This is a genomic window from Planomonospora sp. ID67723 (genome assembly GCF_015711605.1).
Lineage (GTDB): Bacteria > Actinomycetota > Actinomycetes > Streptosporangiales > Streptosporangiaceae > Planomonospora_A.
Window position 1 is genome coordinate 255646 of the sequence record NZ_JABTEZ010000005.1, and the last position, 17555, is coordinate 273200.

The 17555-nt window shown below is 72.4% G+C and carries 20 protein-coding genes; 16 read left to right on the forward strand and 4 right to left on the reverse strand.

Features of this window, described 5'->3' with window-relative positions; all coding sequences use genetic code 11:
• The first annotated feature begins 3 nt into the window (after positions 1-3).
• The 3 genes from HS041_RS31995 to HS041_RS32005 are packed head-to-tail and all read left to right on the forward strand — an operon-like array spanning position 4 to position 3381.
• The gene (locus HS041_RS31995) at positions 4-1011 is read left to right on the forward strand and encodes an NAD(P)H-dependent glycerol-3-phosphate dehydrogenase (protein ID WP_196444596.1); all 1008 of its coding nucleotides are present in this window, start codon (positions 4-6) and stop codon (positions 1009-1011) included.
• Positions 1008-2222: a trans-sulfuration enzyme family protein gene (locus HS041_RS32000; protein WP_196444597.1), complete on the forward strand. Its 1215-nt coding sequence runs from the start codon at positions 1008-1010 to the stop codon at positions 2220-2222. The genes HS041_RS31995 and HS041_RS32000 overlap by 4 nt, the downstream gene beginning before the upstream one ends.
• Positions 2223-2271: 49 nt before the next feature.
• Positions 2272-3381, forward strand: coding sequence for a D-alanine--D-alanine ligase family protein (locus HS041_RS32005; protein ID WP_196444598.1), 1110 nt, complete (start codon positions 2272-2274; stop codon positions 3379-3381).
• Positions 3382-3439: 58 nt separating this feature from the next.
• On the opposite strand, the gene HS041_RS32010 is transcribed toward HS041_RS32005, so the two are convergent.
• Both HS041_RS32010 and HS041_RS32015 read right to left on the reverse strand, forming a co-directional pair.
• The gene (locus HS041_RS32010) at positions 3440-3886 is read right to left on the reverse strand and encodes a DUF3515 domain-containing protein (RefSeq protein ID WP_196444599.1); all 447 of its coding nucleotides are present in this window, start codon (positions 3884-3886) and stop codon (positions 3440-3442) included.
• A gap of 16 nt (positions 3887-3902) precedes the next feature.
• Positions 3903-4136: an Lrp/AsnC family transcriptional regulator gene (locus HS041_RS32015; RefSeq protein WP_184940995.1), complete on the reverse strand. Its 234-nt coding sequence runs from the start codon at positions 4134-4136 to the stop codon at positions 3903-3905.
• Positions 4137-4187: 51 nt separating this feature from the next.
• Between HS041_RS32015 and HS041_RS32020 the strand changes: the two genes are divergently transcribed.
• The 3 genes from HS041_RS32020 to thiD all read left to right on the forward strand — a co-directional run bounded on the left by HS041_RS32020 (position 4188) and on the right by thiD (position 7441).
• The gene (locus HS041_RS32020; protein ID WP_196444600.1) at positions 4188-5198 is read left to right on the forward strand and encodes a thiamine-phosphate kinase; all 1011 of its coding nucleotides are present in this window, start codon (positions 4188-4190) and stop codon (positions 5196-5198) included.
• Positions 5199-5315: 117 nt separating this feature from the next.
• Positions 5316-6497, forward strand: a complete 1182-nt coding sequence (locus HS041_RS32025; RefSeq protein WP_196444601.1) for a hypothetical protein — start codon at positions 5316-5318, stop codon at positions 6495-6497.
• A gap of 134 nt (positions 6498-6631) precedes the next feature.
• A complete protein-coding gene (thiD, locus tag HS041_RS32030) occupies positions 6632-7441 on the forward strand; it encodes a bifunctional hydroxymethylpyrimidine kinase/phosphomethylpyrimidine kinase (protein WP_374058905.1) in 810 nt (269 codons plus the stop codon).
• Positions 7442-7522: 81 nt separating this feature from the next.
• On the opposite strand, the gene rpmB is transcribed toward thiD, so the two are convergent.
• The gene (gene rpmB, locus HS041_RS32035) at positions 7523-7708 is read right to left on the reverse strand and encodes a 50S ribosomal protein L28 (protein ID WP_184941000.1); all 186 of its coding nucleotides are present in this window, start codon (positions 7706-7708) and stop codon (positions 7523-7525) included.
• A gap of 221 nt (positions 7709-7929) precedes the next feature.
• Between rpmB and HS041_RS32040 the strand changes: the two genes are divergently transcribed.
• The 10 genes from HS041_RS32040 to HS041_RS32085 all read left to right on the forward strand — a co-directional run bounded on the left by HS041_RS32040 (position 7930) and on the right by HS041_RS32085 (position 16531).
• Positions 7930-9534 carry a DAK2 domain-containing protein gene (locus HS041_RS32040; protein ID WP_196444603.1) on the forward strand — a complete coding sequence of 535 codons (1605 nt, stop codon included), beginning with the start codon at positions 7930-7932 and terminating at the stop codon, positions 9532-9534.
• A 79-nt stretch (positions 9535-9613) separates the two neighbouring features.
• On the forward strand, positions 9614-11785 hold the full coding sequence (recG, locus tag HS041_RS32045; RefSeq protein ID WP_196444604.1) for an ATP-dependent DNA helicase RecG: 2172 nt from the start codon (positions 9614-9616) through the stop codon (positions 11783-11785).
• A gap of 288 nt (positions 11786-12073) precedes the next feature.
• Entirely contained in the window at positions 12074-12643 is a 570-nt protein-coding gene (rsmD, locus tag HS041_RS32050) for a 16S rRNA (guanine(966)-N(2))-methyltransferase RsmD (RefSeq protein WP_196444605.1), read from the forward strand.
• Between the two features lie 14 nt (positions 12644-12657).
• Positions 12658-13134 carry a pantetheine-phosphate adenylyltransferase gene (coaD, locus tag HS041_RS32055; RefSeq protein WP_196444606.1) on the forward strand — a complete coding sequence of 159 codons (477 nt, stop codon included), beginning with the start codon at positions 12658-12660 and terminating at the stop codon, positions 13132-13134.
• Between the two features lie 134 nt (positions 13135-13268).
• Positions 13269-13838 (forward strand): YceD family protein, encoded by a 570-nt coding sequence (locus tag HS041_RS32060; protein WP_230880054.1) that lies wholly within the window; start codon positions 13269-13271, stop codon positions 13836-13838.
• A 1-nt stretch (position 13839) separates the two neighbouring features.
• Entirely contained in the window at positions 13840-14019 is a 180-nt protein-coding gene (gene rpmF / locus HS041_RS32065) for a 50S ribosomal protein L32 (RefSeq protein WP_068926486.1), read from the forward strand.
• Between the two features lie 247 nt (positions 14020-14266).
• A complete protein-coding gene (gene rnc / locus HS041_RS32070; protein ID WP_196445060.1) occupies positions 14267-14980 on the forward strand; it encodes a ribonuclease III in 714 nt (237 codons plus the stop codon).
• 20 nt (positions 14981-15000) lie between these two features.
• Positions 15001-15870 carry a bifunctional DNA-formamidopyrimidine glycosylase/DNA-(apurinic or apyrimidinic site) lyase gene (gene mutM, locus HS041_RS32075; RefSeq protein ID WP_196444607.1) on the forward strand — a complete coding sequence of 290 codons (870 nt, stop codon included), beginning with the start codon at positions 15001-15003 and terminating at the stop codon, positions 15868-15870.
• Between the two features lie 2 nt (positions 15871-15872).
• Positions 15873-16148 (forward strand): acylphosphatase, encoded by a 276-nt coding sequence (locus tag HS041_RS32080; RefSeq protein ID WP_196444608.1) that lies wholly within the window; start codon positions 15873-15875, stop codon positions 16146-16148.
• A gap of 188 nt (positions 16149-16336) precedes the next feature.
• The gene (locus HS041_RS32085; protein WP_196444609.1) at positions 16337-16531 is read left to right on the forward strand and encodes a hypothetical protein; all 195 of its coding nucleotides are present in this window, start codon (positions 16337-16339) and stop codon (positions 16529-16531) included.
• A 184-nt stretch (positions 16532-16715) separates the two neighbouring features.
• Here the strand turns inward: HS041_RS32085 and HS041_RS32090 are convergent, their stop codons facing one another.
• A complete protein-coding gene (locus HS041_RS32090) occupies positions 16716-17336 on the reverse strand; it encodes an alpha/beta fold hydrolase (RefSeq protein ID WP_196444610.1) in 621 nt (206 codons plus the stop codon).
• Between the last annotated feature and the right edge of the window lie 219 nt (positions 17337-17555).

Consider the following 17555-nt stretch of genomic DNA (forward strand, 5'->3'; position numbering starts at 1 on the left):
GAAATGACCAAGGCGGCCGTATTCGGGACAGGTTCGTGGGGCACCACCTTCGCGATGCTCCTCGCGGGAGCGGGCACGCAGACGACGTTGTGGGGCAGGCGCGCCGAGATCGTCGAGGCGATCGACAGGCGCCACGAGAACCCCGACTACCTGCCGGGCATCACGCTGCCCGAGACGCTGCGCGCCACCACCGACCCGGCGGAGGCCCTCGACGGGGCCGACTTCGTGGTGCTGGCCGTGCCCTCGCAGACGCTGCGCGGCAACCTCGCCGGGTGGAAGCCTGACCTGCCGGACGACGCGGTGCTGGTGAGCCTGATGAAGGGCATCGAGCTCGGAACCACCAAGCGGATGAGCGAGGTCATCTGCGAGGTGGCCGAGGTGCCGCAGGAGCGGGTCGCGGTGGTCTCCGGCCCCAACCTCGTCGGCGAGATCATCCTGGGGCAGCCCGCGGCGACCGTGGTGGCCTGTCCCGACGAGGGGGCCATGGAGCGGCTCCAGGAGGCCTGCCACCTGCCCTGGTTCCGGGCCTACACCAACCCCGACGTGGTGGGCGTGGAGCTCGGCGGGGCGGTCAAGAACGTGATCGCGCTGGCGGTCGGGGTCGCGGCCGGCATGGGGCTGGGCGACAACGTCAGGGCGACGCTCATGACCCGCGGGCTGGCGGAGATCTCCCGGCTCGGCGCGGCGCTCGGCGCCGACCCGCACACGTTCGCGGGGCTGGCCGGGATGGGCGATCTGGTGGCGACCTGTACGTCACCGTTGTCCAGGAACCGCACCTTCGGCGAGAATCTCGGGCGGGGCATGACCCTGGCCGAGGTCATCGCCGCGACCAAGCAGACCGCCGAGGGCGTCAAGTCCTGCGAGTCGGTCCTGGAGCTGGCCAGGAAGCACGACGTGGAGATGCCGATCACCGAGGTCGTGGTGGCCGTCGTCCACGACGGCATGCCGCCCGGCGAGGCCGCGATGCTGCTGATGTCCCGGACCCCCAAACCGGAACGGTACGGAGTGTGAACCGGCGCGTGCGCAGGCGGCAGGGCGAGAACACCCGGTCGGTGCGCCTGCCCCCCGCGGTGACCCCCGGGCCGGACCCCATGGGGCTGCCGGTGTGGCGCAGCTCCGCGTGGAGCTTCGCCGGCTCCGCCGAGCAGAGCGAGATCCTCGGCGAGAAGGTCTCCGGCTCCGTCGAGAACCCCACCACCGCCGCGTTCGCCTCCGCGGTGGCCTCGCTGGAGGGCGCGGCGGCCCCCGAGGACGTCGCGGGACACGCGTTCGCCTCGGGGATGGCCGCGATCAACGCGGTGCTGATGACCTTCCTGCGTGCCGGGGCGCACATCGTGGCGCCCGCCCCGATGCACGGCGGCACCTACTCGCTGATCACCAACGTGTTGTCGAGGTTCGGGGTGAGCGCGGACTTCGTCGACTACGCCGGCCTGCACCGGGTGCAGGAGGCGGTCCGGTCCGGAACCAAAATCATCTTCGCGGAGACGCTGTCCACCCCGGCGATGGCCGTCGCCGACGTCCGGAGCCTCTACCGGATCGCCCGCGCGGCCGGAGCATTGCTGGTGGTCGACTCCACCTTCGCCACCCCGATCGTGTGCCGCCCCCTGGAGCACGGCGCCGATCTCGTGGTCCACTCCGCCACCACCTACCTCGGCGGGCACGACGACTGCGCCGGCGGTGTCGTCGTGGGCCGTCCCGACCTGGTCGCCCGGCTGCGCGAGGTCGGCGCCGACATCGGGGGAGAGCTCTCCCCCGACGACGCCTTCCTGCTCCGCAGGGGGTTGGAGACGCTGCCCCTGCGGATCCGCCGGATGTGCTCCACCGCCATGGTGTTCGCCGCCGCCGTCGCCAAGCACCCCGCCGTCCGCCGGGTCGACTATCCCGGCCTGCCCGGCCACCCGGGCCACCAGCTCGCCAGGCACCTGTTCGACTCAGGCCCCGAGGGCACCCGGTACGGCGCCTGCGTGACGATCATCCCGTACGGCGGCTACGACGCGGGCGTGAAGCTGCTCGACGCGCTGGGCCTGGTCTCGATCGCCACCTCGGCGGGAGGCACCCGCACCAAGGCCACACACGTGGCCTCCACCGGCCATCGCCAGCTCGGCGAGGGCTCCGGCGTCGACGCGGCGGCCGTGCGCTTCTCCATCGGGCTGGAGGACGCCGAGGATCTCATCGTGGACGTCACCAAGGCGCTCGACTCCCTGCACCCGTCACCGATGTGACGACGCCGACAACCGGATTCGCCTCTCAGAGGGGGTAGATTCGGTCATCATGAGCGAGCAGTCCACGCCCCGGCCGCGGGTCGCAGTCGTCTTCGGTGGCCGCAACTCCGAGCACGCCGTCTCCATCCTCGGAGCCGGAAGCGTGCTGGAGGTCATCGACCGGTCCAAGTACGAGGTCGTCCCCATCGGGATCGCCCGGGACGGGCGGTGGGTGCTCGCCTCCGGCGACCAGCGCTACGCCATCGAGGACGGCGAGCTGCCGTCCATCGACGCCGGAGAGGCGGAGCTGGCGCTGCCGTCCGGCGGCGGCTCGCTGGTGGCCTACGACGCGGGCAGCATCCCCGTCGAGCTCGGCCAGGTGGACGTGGTCTTCCCGGTGATGCACGGCCCGTTCGCCGAGGACGGCACCATCCAGGGCCTGCTGGAGATGGCGGGGGTCCGTTACGTCGGCTCCGGCGTGCTGGCCAGCGCGGTCGGCATGGACAAGTCCTACATGAAGATGGTGCTCGCCGCCTCGGGGCTGCCCGTCGGCCGGTACGTCACGATCCGCGACCGCGACTGGCGCACCGACCGCGACCGGGTCCTCAAGGAGGCCCAGGAGCTCGGCTGGCCGGTCTTCGTCAAGCCCGCGCGGGCCGGGTCCAGCCAGGGCATCTCCAAGGCGGCGGACCTGGAGGAGCTGGAGCGGGCCATCGAGTTCGCGCGCGAGCACGACCCCAAGGTGCTGGTCGAGGCCGCGATCGCCGGTCGTGAGATCGAGTGCGCGGTCCTGCAGTCTCCGGGCGACGCCCCCCCGGAGGCCAGCCTCCCCGGTGAGGTGCTGGTCCACGGCGACCACGAGTTCTTCGACTTCGAGGCCAAGTACATCGGCGACGACATGTCCCTGTCCGTGCCCGCCGACATCCCCGCCGACGTGACCGAGGACCTGCGGGCGATGGCCGTGCGGGCGTTCGAGGCGCTGGGCTGCGAGGGCCTGTCGCGGGTCGACTTCTTCTACACGCCCGACGGCCGGCTGATCCTCAACGAGATCAACACGATGCCCGGCTTCACCGCGATGTCGGTGGCGCCGCAGCTCTGGGCAGCCACCGGCCTGTCCTACGGCGAGCTGGTCGACCGGCTGATCCGGCTCGCGCTGGAGCGCTCACCCGGCCTGCGCTAGCGTGCTCCCGGCCTGCGCGCCGGACCGGGGCAACCCGGCGGCCCGGTGAGAGCGGCGCTCACCCGGTCTGCGGCAGCGCCGCCTTGATCGGGGCCGCCAGGGCGATGAGGACGGCCTCCGGAGCGTGCGTGCGGGAGATCGTCACCTCGACGTACGCCTGGCGGCCGACGGAGGTGAACAGCGTCGGCAGGGACGGCGCGCTGAACCACGCCACGTCGTCGAACACCGGTACCCGGTCGGTGGGGGCCATGTTCGCCGGTCGCGGCACCCCGCAGCGCAGGGCGATCTCCCCGGACCCCCACACGGCGACGTACGGCGACGCGGGGACGGACTCCACCCGCTCCGCGCCGTCGAGCGTCGCCGGCAGCCGCTCGACGAGCGTGCCGCACGCGGCGGCGACCGAAGGCTCCGGGACCGGGGGGTCCACCCGGACCGCGCCGCCGCACCCCGCCAGGGTCAGCAGGGCGCAGGCGCAGCCCGCCCAGCGGGCGAACCGGTACGGCATGGCACTTTCTCGTGGGTCAGATGTGGACGATGGGACACGTAAGCGTACGCGTGATCCCCTCCACCGCCTGAATCTGGGCCACCACGAGCTTGCCCAGCTCGTCCACGTTGCGAGCCTCGGCGCGCACGATCACGTCGTACGGGCCGGTGACGTCCTCGGCCTGCGTGACGCCGGAGATCGCGGAGATCTCGCTCGCCACGCTGGCGGCCTTGCCGACCTCGGTCTGGATCAGGATGTAGGCCTGCACCATAACGTCCTCCCGGGCGATTGGATCAGTGCCGAAGGGCCACCGTACCCTGTGATGAACGGGAGGTGCGCCATCACAGTCGGAGATCTCGGCGAATTCGGAATCGTTGCACGTATTGCCGGACGCCTGCCACAAGGTGAGACCGTGTTGCTCGGTCCCGGAGACGACGCCGCGGTGGTGAGTGCGCCCGACAGGCGGGTCGTCGTGACAACGGACTTGCTGATCGAGGGTAGGCACTTCCGCCGCGATTGGTCCAGCGCCTACGAGATCGGCCGCAAGGCCGCGGCGCAGAACCTGTCCGACGTCGTGGCGATGGGGGCCGATCCCACCGGGATCGTCGTGGGTCTCGGCATGCCCGCCGAGATCGGCACCGGCTGGCTGGACGACCTCGCCGACGGCTTCCGCGACGAGTGCGACCTGGTCGGCGCGAGCGTCGCGGGCGGCGACACCACACGCTGCGACCTGGTGGTGATCGGCGTCACCGCCCTCGGCGATCTGGGCGGGCGCGCACCGGTCACCCGGTCGGGGGCCCGCCCAGGTGACGTCGTGGCGGTGGCGGGCCGGCTCGGCCACGCCGCCGCCGGCCTCGCCCTGCTCGGCGCGGGACCGGCCGCGGCGGGCGAGACGGGGGAGGCGCGCGGCGGCGGGGAGCCCGGCGCGCCGGACGGGCTGGGCGGGCTGATCGAGGCCCATCGGCGCCCCCGTCCGCCCTACTCCTGCGGTCCCCAGGCCGCCGTGCTGGGGGCGACCGCGATGCTGGACGTCAGCGACGGCCTGATCCAGGATCTCGGGCACATCGCGAAGGCCAGCGGGGTGGGGATCGACCTCGACCTCGGCTCCTTCGCCGTGCCTCCGGAGATGGAGCGGGCCGGGCGGCTGCTCGCCGCCCATCCGCTGGACTGGGTGCTCACCGGCGGCGACGACCACGCCCTCGCCGCGACCTTCCCCCCTGACGTACGGCTCCCGTCCGTCTGGGCGGTGGTGGGCCGTGTCGTCGAGGGCGACGGGGTGCGGGTGGGCGGCCGGGCGCCGGGGCGGGGCGGCTGGGATCACTTCCGAGAGTGATGCGGCTTTTACCACGTGTGATCAGTATTTCATGAGGCATCAGTGAAATTTGTGACAAACGCGTGTTAAAGATGTTATTAAGATGGGCGGCCAGCGTTCCCCGGAGAAAGAGGTGACATGGGCCGCCACGGAGGACGTGGAGACGAGCTTCCCCGACATCAGGGGGAAGACGGACCGGAGCCCGCTCCGGATCCAGACGACCGCGGCGAGCCGGCCGGACGCAGACTTCGCCCCGAGCAGGCGGCGACCGCTGAGATCTGGGGCGGGATCGGGAGCGAGGCCCACGGGGAGTTCCACAACGAGTCCCGCGATGAGTCCCGCAGTGAGCACCGCGATGAGTTCCGCGGCGAGTCCCGCGATGAGTTCCGCAGTGAGCACCGCGACGGGCTCCGGACGGGAACCCCGACCGGCTTCCTGGGGTCCGGCTGGTCCGCCGGGGCCGACGCTCCCGACCCGGTCTGGCCCGGCGAGGAGCGGCGCTCCGGCGGATGGATCAAGCTGACCCTGCTGGCCGTCACCGCCGTGGTCGCGGTGACCGGCGGCACCGTGCTCGGTGTCCAGGCGTGGAAGAGCCCCGACGCCTCGGTCGCGGGCTGTTCCGGGGACGCCTGCCTCGCCGGGGCCTCGAACCGGCCCGAGCCGGAGGCCGGCACTCCGGAGCCGGGCGGGGAGCCCGATCCCAGCCAGGAGCCCGCGGGGGCCGAGGGGGCCACGACCTCCCCGGTTCCCGTGCCGTCGGCGACCCGCAGGGGCGCGGGTCCCGCCCGGAGGTCCTCTCCCGCCCCGACCGCCACCCGCGTGCCGCAGAGCGCCGAGACGGCGCCGCCCGAGGACGAGTCGCTCCCCACCGAGGAGCCTCCGTCGGAGCGGGACGCCGGCGAGCTGATCGACATCGACGACCGGACCACGCCGACGCCGACTCCGACGCCGACTCCGACCCAGGCGACGCCGACCCCGGTGGTCACCGACTCCCCGCGCGTCGAAACCCCGGCCCCGACCGAGGACCCGACGATCACGGTCGGCTTCGGCGTGCTGAAGGAGCGCCCCCGGTCCTACACCGCCGAGCTCGTGGTCGCGGCGGACGAGAGGGTCCGCGCGCTGGAGCTGGCACTGCCGGTGAACGGCGAGGTCGCTTCGGTGGCCGGTGCCCGGTGGAGGCAGGACGGCGGGACCCTGGTGATCGAGTCCGCCGGAGGGCTGAAGGCCGGTGAGGAGCTGGTCGTCACCTTCGTCGCGCGCGGCAGGGCGGAGGCCCCGCAGGCCTGCAGGAGCGTCCAGGGGGACTGCTCGGTCGTCTAGGGGCCCAGGGGGCGGGTTTCCCTCGGCACCGGCGTTCTCGCCCCCTCGGCGGCCGGTACGGCGGGCGGCCGGCCCTTCACGTGCCCCGCTCGTCCGCCCTCCCGTGGGATCGGGTCCGGCCACCGGCTGGTTGGATGGGAGGCATGACCGCTTCGTCCCCTCCCCGCGTGCTGACCGTCGCCGGCTCCGACTCCGGCGGCGGCGCGGGAATCCAAGCCGACCTGAAGACCATGCTCGCTCTCGGCGTGCACGGCATGAGCGTGATCGCCGCGGTGACGGCGCAGAACTCGCTGGGCGTGCAGGGCTACTGGGAGCTCCCGCCGGAGGCGGTGCGCGCCCAGCTCGACTCGGTGCTCGGCGACATCGGCGCCCAGGCGGTCAAGACCGGGATGCTGGCCTCGCCCGTGCTCGTGGAGACCGTGGCCGAGGTGCTGTCCGGGGTGGACGCGCCGGTCGTGGTGGACCCGGTCGGGGTCTCCAAGCACGGCGACGCGCTGCTCGCCCCCGAGGCCGTGGACACGATGAAGTCGCGCCTGCTGCCCGTGGCCACCGTCGTGACCCCGAACCTGTGGGAGGTCTCCCAGCTCACCGGGGTCAAGGTCGAGGACGAGCGGGACCTGCGCCGGGCGGCCGACGCGATCCTGGAACTGGGCCCGGCGTGGGCGCTGGTCAAGGGCGGGCACCTGCCCGGGGCCCCGGTCGACCTGCTGACCGACGGCGTCCAGGAGTTCCGTTTCACCGCCGAGCGCCATGACAACCGCCACACCCACGGCACCGGCTGCACCCTGGCCTCGGCCGTCGCCTCCCACCTGGCTCTCGGCGAGGACGTGCCGTCCGCGGTGCGGAAGGCCAAGGACTACGTCACCGGCGCGATCGCCCGGGGCTTCCCGCTGGGCGGGGGGATCGGCCCGGTCGACCACGCCTGGCACTGGCGCGGCAGGTAGGCGGCACCGCCGGGCGGGACCGCAACGCCGAGCAGCCCGCCGTCCCCTCTCCGGGGACGGCGGGCTGCTCGGAAAGCCTGACTAGCGGGTGACCTTGCCGGCCTTGATGCAGGAGGTGCACACGTTCAGCCGCTTCGGCGTGCCGTTCACGACCGCGCGCACGGGCTGGATGTTCGGCTTCCAGCTGCGACGGGTGCGGCGGTGCGAGTGGGAGACGTTGTTGCCGAAGATCGGCTTCTTAGCGCAGACGTCGCAGACGGAAGCCACGGTTCGCTCCTTCAATCAGTCGAGAGACCCGATCCGCTTGGCGGTCATCGGGCATGCCGGGACAACCGGCTGGCCAAACGAGGATATCCGATGCCTGACCATGCATGCCAACGCGAGCTGCCACGACCGGCCGAACGGGGATAATCTCCGGAGGCAACCGTAGCGCATCCGGAGAGTGGCAGACGGCGGGTCGCACGCGACCACAGGCACGGGGGGCAGGAATGCTGCAGGTTCTCGACCCGCCGGCGGTCCGGCGGTGGTCGCGTCTGGCCGCGGAGAACCTCGGCAGGGCGCGGGAGGAGATCGACGCGCTCAACGTCTTCCCGGTGCCCGACGGCGACACCGGCACCAACCTGCACCTGACCATGCTGGCGGCGGCCGAGGCGCTCGACGGGCTGCCCGGCGACGCGGACGCGGCCACCACGTGGCGCACGCTCGCCCAGGGCGCGCTGCTCGGCGCCCGGGGCAACTCCGGGGTCATCGTCAGCCAGGCGCTGCGCGGTCTCGCCGAGGTGCTGAGGAACGCCGAGGGCCGGGGCGACGACCTCGGGCGCGGCCTGGTCAGGGCCGCCGAGCTGGCCCGGGGCGCGGTGGAGAGGCCGGTCGAGGGCACGGTGCTGAGCGTGCTCGGCGCGGTCGCCGCGGCGATGCGGGACCTGCGGGGAGATCTCGCCTCGGTGGTGAGGCGGGCGGCGGAGGAGGCCCGTGCCGCGGTGCGGCGCACCACCGGCCAGCTCGACGTGCTCGCCCGCAACGGCGTGGTGGACGCGGGCGGCGCGGGCCTGGCGATCATCCTGGAGAGCCTGGCCGCGGTGGTGACCGACTCCTACACCGGGCGGCCGGACGTCCCCGCGCGGCAGGCCGCGCCGCAGGGCGCGGCGGATCCGGCCGGTGACGTCCCGCCGCGCGGGGACGCCGCCGGACGGGGCCCCGCGTACGAGGTCATGTACCTGCTGGAGGCCGGGGCGGCGGCGGTGGACGCGTTGCGCGCGGAGCTCGACGCGCTCGGCGACTCGCTGGTGGTCGTGGGCGGCGAGGGGCTGTGGAACGTCCACGTGCACGTGGACGACGCGGGGGCCGCGATCGAGGCGGGCATGCGCGCCGGCAGGCCGTACCGGATCAAGGTGGAGTACCTCGTCGGATCCGACCGGACGCACCGGGCGGCGGGAGGCCGGGGGGTGGTGGCCGTGGCGGCGGGGACGGCCCTCGGCGCGGTGTTCGAGCGCTCCGGCGCCGTGGTGGTCCGCCGCGACCCCGGAGCCAGCCCGCCGCTGGCCGCGGTGCTGGCCGCCATCCGGGAGGCGGGCGCCGAGGTCGTGGTCCTGCCCAACGACAGCGGGACGCGCGAGGTCGCCGCGGCGGCGGCGGAGATCGCGCGGGAGGAGGGGCTCGCGGTGAGCGTGCTGCCCACCCGGGCCTCGGTCCAGGGCCTGTCGGCGCTGGCCGTCCACGACCCGCTGCGGCGTTTCGACGACGACGTGGTCGCGATGACCGAGGCCGCCGCGCACACCCGGCACGGGCACGTCTGGGTGGCCGACCGCGCGGTCATGACGAGCGCCGGGCTGATCGGCCCGGGCGAGGTCCTGGGCGTGATCGACGGGGACGCCGCGATGATCGGCACCGACCTGACGGAGATCGCGCTGGAGCTCGTCGGCCGCATGGTCTCCTCCAGCAGCGAGCTGGTCACCCTGCTGGAGGGCGCCGACGCGCCCGGCGGGCTGGCGCAGGCCGTACAGGACCGTCTGGCGCGGGTCCGGCCCGACATCGAGGTCGTCCGCTACGAGGGCGGCCAGGGCGGTTATCCGCTGCTCGTCGGCGTCGAGTGACCGCCGTCCGGCGGCGGACGCCCGGCACGGCCCGCCGGACGGGATGAATTCTGTCGGCCGGAGGCGGTAGAAAGTCTCGGTGACGAGCTTCGACGAGCCGCTGGGCAGGGCACTGGACCCGAAGACCGCCAGGCTGCTGGAGAGCGTCCTCGATCTGCGCACCGTCGGCGACCTGCTCCGGCACTACCCCCGCCGCTACGCCCAGCGGGGCGAGCTGACCGACCTCGACGACCTGCGGGTCGACGATCACGTCACCGTGGTCGGCGAGGTCACCAGGACCATGCGCAAGCCGATGCGCAACAAGGGCGGCACCTGGCTGGAGGTCGAGGTCGTCGACGGCCGGGGGAGCAAGATCTACCTGTCGTTCTTCGGCAAGGCCTCCCACATCGCCGAGACGCGGCTGCGCCCGGGCGCCCGCGGCATGTTCGCCGGGAAGGTCGGCGCGTTCGGCCAGGGCGAGCGGCGCAAATGGCAGCTCGCCCATCCGGAGTTCGAGATGGTCGACGAGTCGGAGACGGAGGCGGGGGAGTTCGCCGCCGCTCTGGTGCCGATCTACCCGGCGGGCAAGGACGTGACGCCCTGGGCGATCCGGCGGGCCCTGGGCGTCGTCCTCGACACCATGGGGACCCTGGACGACCCGCTCCCGGGCGACCTGCGCGCCCGGCACGGGCTCCCCGGACTGAGCGAGGCGCTGCTGGCGATCCACCGGCCGCGCGACCACGGCGACGTGACCCGGGCGCGCAAGCGGCTCAAGTTCGACGAGGCTTTCCTGCTCCAGGCCGTGCTGATGCAGCGGCGGATGGCCGCGGAGGCCTGGCCCGCCACGCCCCGGCCCCGGTGCGACGACGGGCTGCTGGCCGACTTCGACGGGCGGCTGCCGTTCGAGCTCACCGAGGGGCAGCGGAGCGTGGGGGAGGAGATCGCGGCCGACCTGGCCAGGGCCCACCCCATGCACCGGCTGCTGCAGGGCGAGGTCGGCGCGGGCAAGACCGTGGTGGCGCTGCGGGCGATGCTCCAGGTGGTCGACGCCGGCGGCCAGGCCGTGCTGCTCGCCCCCACCGAGGTGCTCGCCCAGCAGCACCACCGGTCGATCTCCGCGATGCTGGGCGACCTGGCCGCCGGCGGCATGTTCGGCGGCACCGCGGTCGCCCTGCTGACAGGCTCGCTCGGCGCCGCCGCGCGCCGTACGGCGATGCTCGACGCGGCCTCCGGCGCGGCCGGGATCGTGGTGGGCACCCACGCGGTCCTGCAGGAGAAGGTGCAGTTCGCCGACCTGGGCCTGGTCGTGGTCGACGAGCAGCACCGCTTCGGCGTCGAGCAGCGCGACGCGCTGCGCGAGAAGGCCGGCGGCGGGCGCCCGCACGTCCTGGTCATGACCGCCACCCCGATCCCGCGCACGGTGGCCATGACGGTCTTCGGCGACCTCACGGTCTCCACGCTCTCCCAGCTTCCCTCCGGCCGCGCCCCGATCACCACCCACGTGGTCCCCGTGGCGGAGAAGCCGCACTTCCTGGACCGGGCGTGGGCACGGCTGCGCGAGGAGGTCGGGCTCGGCAGGCAGGCCTACGTCGTCTGCCCGCGCATCGGCGATCTGGAGGGTGACGAGGGAGACCTGGCCAAGGGCGACGACGACCGGCGTCCGCCGCTGGCGGTGCTGGACGTGGCGGAGATGCTCTCGCAGGGGCCGCTGCGCGGGCTGCGCACGGCGGTGCTGCACGGCAAGCTGCCGCCCGAGGAGAAGGACGCGGTGATGCGGGCCTTCGCCAAGGGGGAGGTCGACGTCCTGGTGGCGACCACGGTCATCGAGGTCGGCGTGGACGTGCCCAACTCCTCGGTCATGGTCATCATGGACGCCGACCGGTTCGGCGTCTCCCAGCTTCACCAGCTGCGGGGCCGGGTCGGCCGTGGCGGCCTGCCGGGGCTGTGCCTGCTGGTGAGCGAGTCGCCCGGCGGCACCCCGGCCCGCGAGCGGCTCGACGCGGTCGCGGCGACCCTGGACGGCTTCGAGCTCTCCCGGGTGGACCTGGAGCAGCGCCGGGAGGGTGATGTGCTGGGCGTGGCCCAGTCGGGCCGCAGGTCGTCGCTGAAGATGCTGCGGCTGCTGCGCGACGAGGACGTCATCCAGACCGCGCGTGAGGAGGCCGAGACCATGCTGACCGCCGATCCCGACCTGGCCGGGCACCCGGTCCTGCGGGCGGAGATCGAACGGCTGCTCGCCGACGAACGCGCCGAATATCTCGAGAAGACCTGAGATGCCCAGTTGCGGGGACGGCCTCCCCCCGAATGCCGTCCCCGCCTGGGCCCACTCTCGGGTCAGGTGCCGAGAGCACCGACGTGCGGAAGGGCTCACGATCACGTCGGTCGGCCTTCCCCTGGGTCACTTGAAGGCCGCAGGACTCATCATGCAAGGTGCCGGGGCCCGAGGGAACGGTCCTTGCGCTTTCGTCGCCACTCCTTGCCCACTCTTGACCTAGATCGACGCGGGAAACCCCTCTGAGCTGCGGTTATGTGTTTCGCCGCGACACGGGAGAATGGGGGGGTGAGTCGAGTCATCGCGGGGATCGCAGGAGGAAGGCGGCTGGCCGTGCCGCCGGGACACCGGACGCGGCCCACCAGCGACCGGGCCAGGGAGGGGATCTTCTCCACGGTGGGGTCGCTGCTCGGCTCGCTGGACGGGGCGCGGGTGCTGGACCTGTACGCCGGTTCGGGCGCCGTCGGGCTGGAGGCGCTGTCGCGGGGGGCGGCCCACGCCCTGCTGGTGGAGTACGAGACCAGGGCGGTCAGGACGATCAGGGCCAACATGTCCGCCCTCGGCCTGCCGGGCGCCGAGCTCGCCGCCGAGAAGGTGGAGCGGGTGCTCGCCCGGGGTGCCGCGCAGCCGTACGACTTCGTGTTCGCCGATCCGCCCTACGCGGTGACCGCCGAGGCGGTCGACGCGGTGCTGGGGCAGCTGCGCGACCACGGCTGGCTGGCGCCGGACGCGCTGGTGGCGGTGGAGCGGGAGAGCCGGGGGAAGGACCTGGTCTGGCCGGTGGGGTTCGAAGAGGAGAGGGTCCGTCGTTACGGCGAAGCGTCCGTTTGGTACGGTCGCGCCGCCGGGAATCCGTAAACCTGGGGGTCGCCTTGCGTCGCGTTGTCTGTCCGGGGTCCTTCGACCCCGTCACCAACGGCCATCTGGACATCATCGGCCGGGCCTCCCGGCAGTACGACGAGGTCGTCGTGGCCGTCCTGATCAACATCGAGAAGAAGAGCCTGTTCACGGTGGAGGAGCGGATCGAGATGCTCCAGGCCGTGACCAAGGAGTACGGCAACGTGCGCGTGGACAAGTTCCACGGCCTGCTGGTGGACTACTGCAGGCAGCAGGAGATCCCCGCGATCGTCAAGGGCCTGCGCGCGGTCAGCGACTTCGACTACGAGCTCCAGCAGGCCCAGCTGAACTACCGGATGTCCGGGGTCGAGACGCTGTTCATGGCGACCGGGCCCGAGGTGTCGTTCCTGTCCTCCAGCCGGATCAAGGAGATCGTCCGGTACGGAGGGAGCGTGGCCGGCCTCGTCCCCGACCTCGTCCTGGAACGCCTGGTCGAGCGGCTCAGGGGCTGAGAACCCGGCCGCCGGGGGGCCGGGAGCCGCGCCGCGGGCCCGCGCTCCGCACCCCGGCGGGCGAGGGCTCGCAGGACAGCCTCCGCACCCTGGTATTCTCTTATTTCGGCCTTGCACGACGGCGGTGATTCGCCATGCCTGATGAGAGCGGAATGACTCTGCACCTTGATCCCCGAGCCCCCTGGGTGGTGTCCACCCATGATCTGGGTCGGCGACCGGGATCGATGCGCGAGATGCATCTCACTCTCCCGGCACCGGCGGACGTCGCGGTCGACATGATCGGCGTCCCCAAGGACGCCGACGTGAAGCTGGACATCCGGCTTGAGGCGGTCATGGAAGGCGTGCTCGTCACGGGCACGGCACACTCTCCGCTGCGGGGGGAGTGCGCACGGTGCCTGGAACCGGTCACCTCGGAGACCGAGGTGTCATTCCAGGAGCTGTTCTTCTACTCGGCTGAGGATGCGGCCGAGGATGACTCGCTTCTCGACGGCGAACTGCTCGATCTCGAACCCGTGTTCCGTGACGCGGTGGTGCTCACACTGCCGCTGAGCCCGTTGTGCAGTGAAGACTGCGCCGGGCTCTGCTCGGAGTGCGGGGTCCGGTTGGCCGACGCCGAGCCTGGTCACAGGCACGAGGTCATCGACGCCCGCTGGGCCAAGCTGCAAGGCCTGGTTCCGGAACATAACAACGATCAGGAGAGCTGACGTGGCTGTCCCCAAGCGCAAGATGTCGCGGAGCAACACTCGCTCCCGCAGGTCGCAGTGGAAGGCCGCCGCGGTTTCGCTCGTGAGCTGCCCCCAGTGCCGCTCGCCGAAGCGTCCGCACATGGCGTGCCCGACCTGCGGCACCTACAACCGCCGTCAGGTGATCGAGCCCTCCGCCTGATCGCATTCTGACCGACGGATGCCGGTCGGGGGCCACGGCCCCCGACCGGCGTCACCGTTCGCCCACGATGCGATGGCGGTCCGCCCGCGGCTGTGGTGGACGCCGGGGTTCGCGGCATCGCGTGCCCTCCCGGCGCCCACCACGTCTTCGGGGTCTTTCCCACGGACGCCCTGTCGTCCTCCTCTCGCCATCGCGCAACCGTCCAACAGTCGTGCGAGGAGAAGACGTGGCGACAAGTGTCAAGCCCGTGGCCGTCGAGGTGGCCAGGGACGAGCTGGAGCGGGTCCTGGCCGTGCGGCTGGACCCGGCGATCCTGGAGCGGGCGCTGACCCACCGCTCCTACGCCTACGAGAACGGCGGCCTGCCGACCAACGAGCGCCTGGAGTTCCTGGGCGACTCGGTGCTCGGCCTCGTGGTCACCGACACCCTCTACCGCAACCACCCCGACCTGCCCGAGGGGCAGCTGGCCAAACTGCGGGCCGCGGTGGTCAACATGCGCGCCCTCGCCGACGTGGCCCGCAACCTGGGCCTGGGCCGCTTCCTGCGGCTCGGCCGGGGCGAGGAGGGCACCGGCGGGCGCGACAAGTCCTCGATCCTCGCCGACACCCTCGAGGCCCTCATCGGCTCGGTCTACGTCGACAAGGGCCTGGACGAGTCGTTCCGCGTCGTCCACCTGCTCTTCGACGGCCTCATCGCCCGTTCGGCCTCGCTGGGCGCCGGCCTCGACTGGAAGACCTCCCTGCAGGAGCTCACCGCCTCCGAGTCGCTCGGCGTGCCCGAGTACCACGTCGAGGAGAGCGGCCCGGACCACGCCAAGTCCTTCACCGCGGTCGTCCGCCTGGGCGGGGAGGCGTACGGCTCGGGTTCCGGCCGGTCGAAGAAGGAAGCCGAGCAGCAGGCGGCCGAGGCCGCGTGGAACCGCATCAGGGCGGCCGGACAGGGCGAGCGCGAAGCGAGCTGACACCCCCGAAGGAGGGACGCATGCCTGAGCTGCCCGAGGTCGAGGTCGTACGGCGCGGCCTGCAGCACTGGGTGGCCGGGCGGACCGTCGCCCACGCCGAGGTGCTCCACCCCCGGGCGATCCGGCGCCACCTGCCCGGCGCCGAGGAGTTCGCGGCCCGGCTGAAGGGCCGCACGATCGGTTCCGCCGAACGCCGGGGGAAGTACCTCTGGCTCCCGCTGGACAGCCCGGACGCGGTCCTGGCGCACCTGGGGATGAGCGGCCAGCTCCTGGTGACCGAGCCCGGCTCGGCGCCGGAGAGACACCTGCGGATCCGGCTGAGCTTCACCGACGGGGGCCCGGAGCTGCGCTTCGTCGACCAGCGGACCTTCGGGCACGTGCTGGTCGCCCCGATGACCGCGCGGCTCCCCCGGTGGGTGCCCGAGCCCATCGCGCACATCGCCGCCGACCCCTTCGAGCCCGTGTTCGACGACGAGCAGTTCGCCATCGATCTCCGGCGCAGGAGAACGGAGATCAAGCGGGCGCTCCTGGACCAGTCGCTGATCAGCGGAGTGGGCAACATCTACGCCGACGAAGCCCTCTGGCGGGCTCGGCTGCACGGCACCCGGTCCACGGCGACGCTGACCCGGCCGAAGATCGCCGAGCTGCTGGCCGCCGCCCGCGAGGTGATGACCGAGGCGCTGGACGAGGGCGGAACATCTTTCGACAGTCTCTACGTGAATGTCAATGGCGAGAGCGGTTACTTCGAGCGGTCACTCGCCGTGTACGGCAGGCGTGACCAGCCCTGCCGCAGATGCGGCGCGCCGATCGTCCGGGAGTCGTTCATGAACCGCTCCTCCTACAGCTGCCCGCGCTGCCAGCCCCGCCCGCGAGCCCCCCGGAAGGGATGACCATGACGGATGTCCGATTGACCGCCTGGGTCAGGGGCCGGGTCCAGGGGGTGGGTTTCCGCTGGTGGACGCGGGCGCGGGCGCTGGAGCTCGGGCTGACCGGCTGGGCGAGGAACACCGGCGACGGCCGGGTCGAGGTCGTGGCCGAGGGCCCCCGGGAGGCGGGCGCCAGGCTCCTGGAGCTGCTCCGCGGTTGCGGAACTCCGGGGAAAGTGGATGGAGTTGTGGAACGCTGGAGCGAAGCCAAAGGTGATTTGGTGGGTTTTGTGGAACGCTAGGGCTTCCCCTAAACCACCACATAAGGTATATTTAGCTGTCGAGAGTGCCCACGGGTGCATCCATGCGGAGTGTTCAACTTGACCGTCTCCCTCACCGGTGCGACTCTTGATAGGAACCACGCGCACCCCTCCCGCGGCAAAGAAGTGCGCGAACCAGTCTGGTCACTCAGCGTGGAGGACCCTTAACCATGGCGAAGGCTCTACTCGGCCACGTCGGCGGTCCCGACCCTCGGATGGTCTCGGAAATGCGTCGGCTTCAGCAGCGCATCCGCGATCTCGAGGCAGAGCTCACCCGGCTCCAGGCCCAGAACGACGAGCTCACGGCGAACAGCGGTGAGGAGACGTTCACCCGCCTGCAGGACCGCGAGCCGGCTCTCACCTAGAGCCTGTTCCTTCCGGCCCCTCGTCCGCTGCGCGGGCGTGGGGAGCTGCGGAACAGGCCTCAGAGAACCGGCAGGCACACTGTCCAGGGACGCCTCAACGGGGCGTCCCTTGTCATTTCCCGTAGTGCCCTTCCGCGCCGCCCGGCCGCCCGCTGCCCGGCCCCGGTGCCCGGCGGCGTCGCGGTCACTTCTCCACGTGGCGTGCCAGGAAGGCGAGCTGGTCCGGGAGAACCCGGCGGCGGTAGGCCGCGTCGTGGCATCCCCGGGATATCCCGCCCTCGGCCGTGGCCCCCAGCGCCTTCAGGCCCTTCAGCATCGTCTGCGTCTGCGGGGCCCACTCGTCGCGCTCGCCGCAGCCCAGCCAGAGCGGGATCTCCACCAGCTCGCGCAGCGGAGCCTGCGCCGCGGTGACGGCCGGGGACGCCGCCGCGACCGCGGCGACCTTCTTGCGGCCCAGCTCTGCGGCGAGCCTGAGTGCTCCCGCGCCCCCCATCGACCAGCCCAGCAGCCCGATCCGCTCGGTGTCCAGGCCCGCGCCGCGCAGGTAGGGCAGGAGCGCGCCGGAGACGTCCACCGAGGGCCAGTCGTCGACCGAGGCGACCGCGAAGCGCCCGCGGCTCGCAGCCAGGTAGAGGTCGACCGCGTACACGTCGAACGGGGTCAGCGCGTGACCGTCGGCGCCGTGCAGCATGACCACCACCGGGAGCCTGCCCCGGGCGTCCGGCGGGAACCCGATCACCACCCGGCGGCCGGCCATCGTGGCGCGCTGCCGTCCACCCGGAGCCGCCTCGGGCGGTTCGGGCATGGTTCCGCACGTGATCTGCCCGTAGGCGTTCCGGACGCCGTCCGGCCCGAACACCAGGGCGGCGCCGCCCAGCCCCGCCAGGGTGAGCCCGCCGGCCAGCAGAAAGCTTCTCCGCTTAAGATGATTTTGCCCAGTTCGGAAGGGTTGTGGAGCTTTCCCCTCGCCGCATTCCACTTCCATGGAGGGCACCCTAGGCCGTGCATGGGCGGGCGCGGGTGA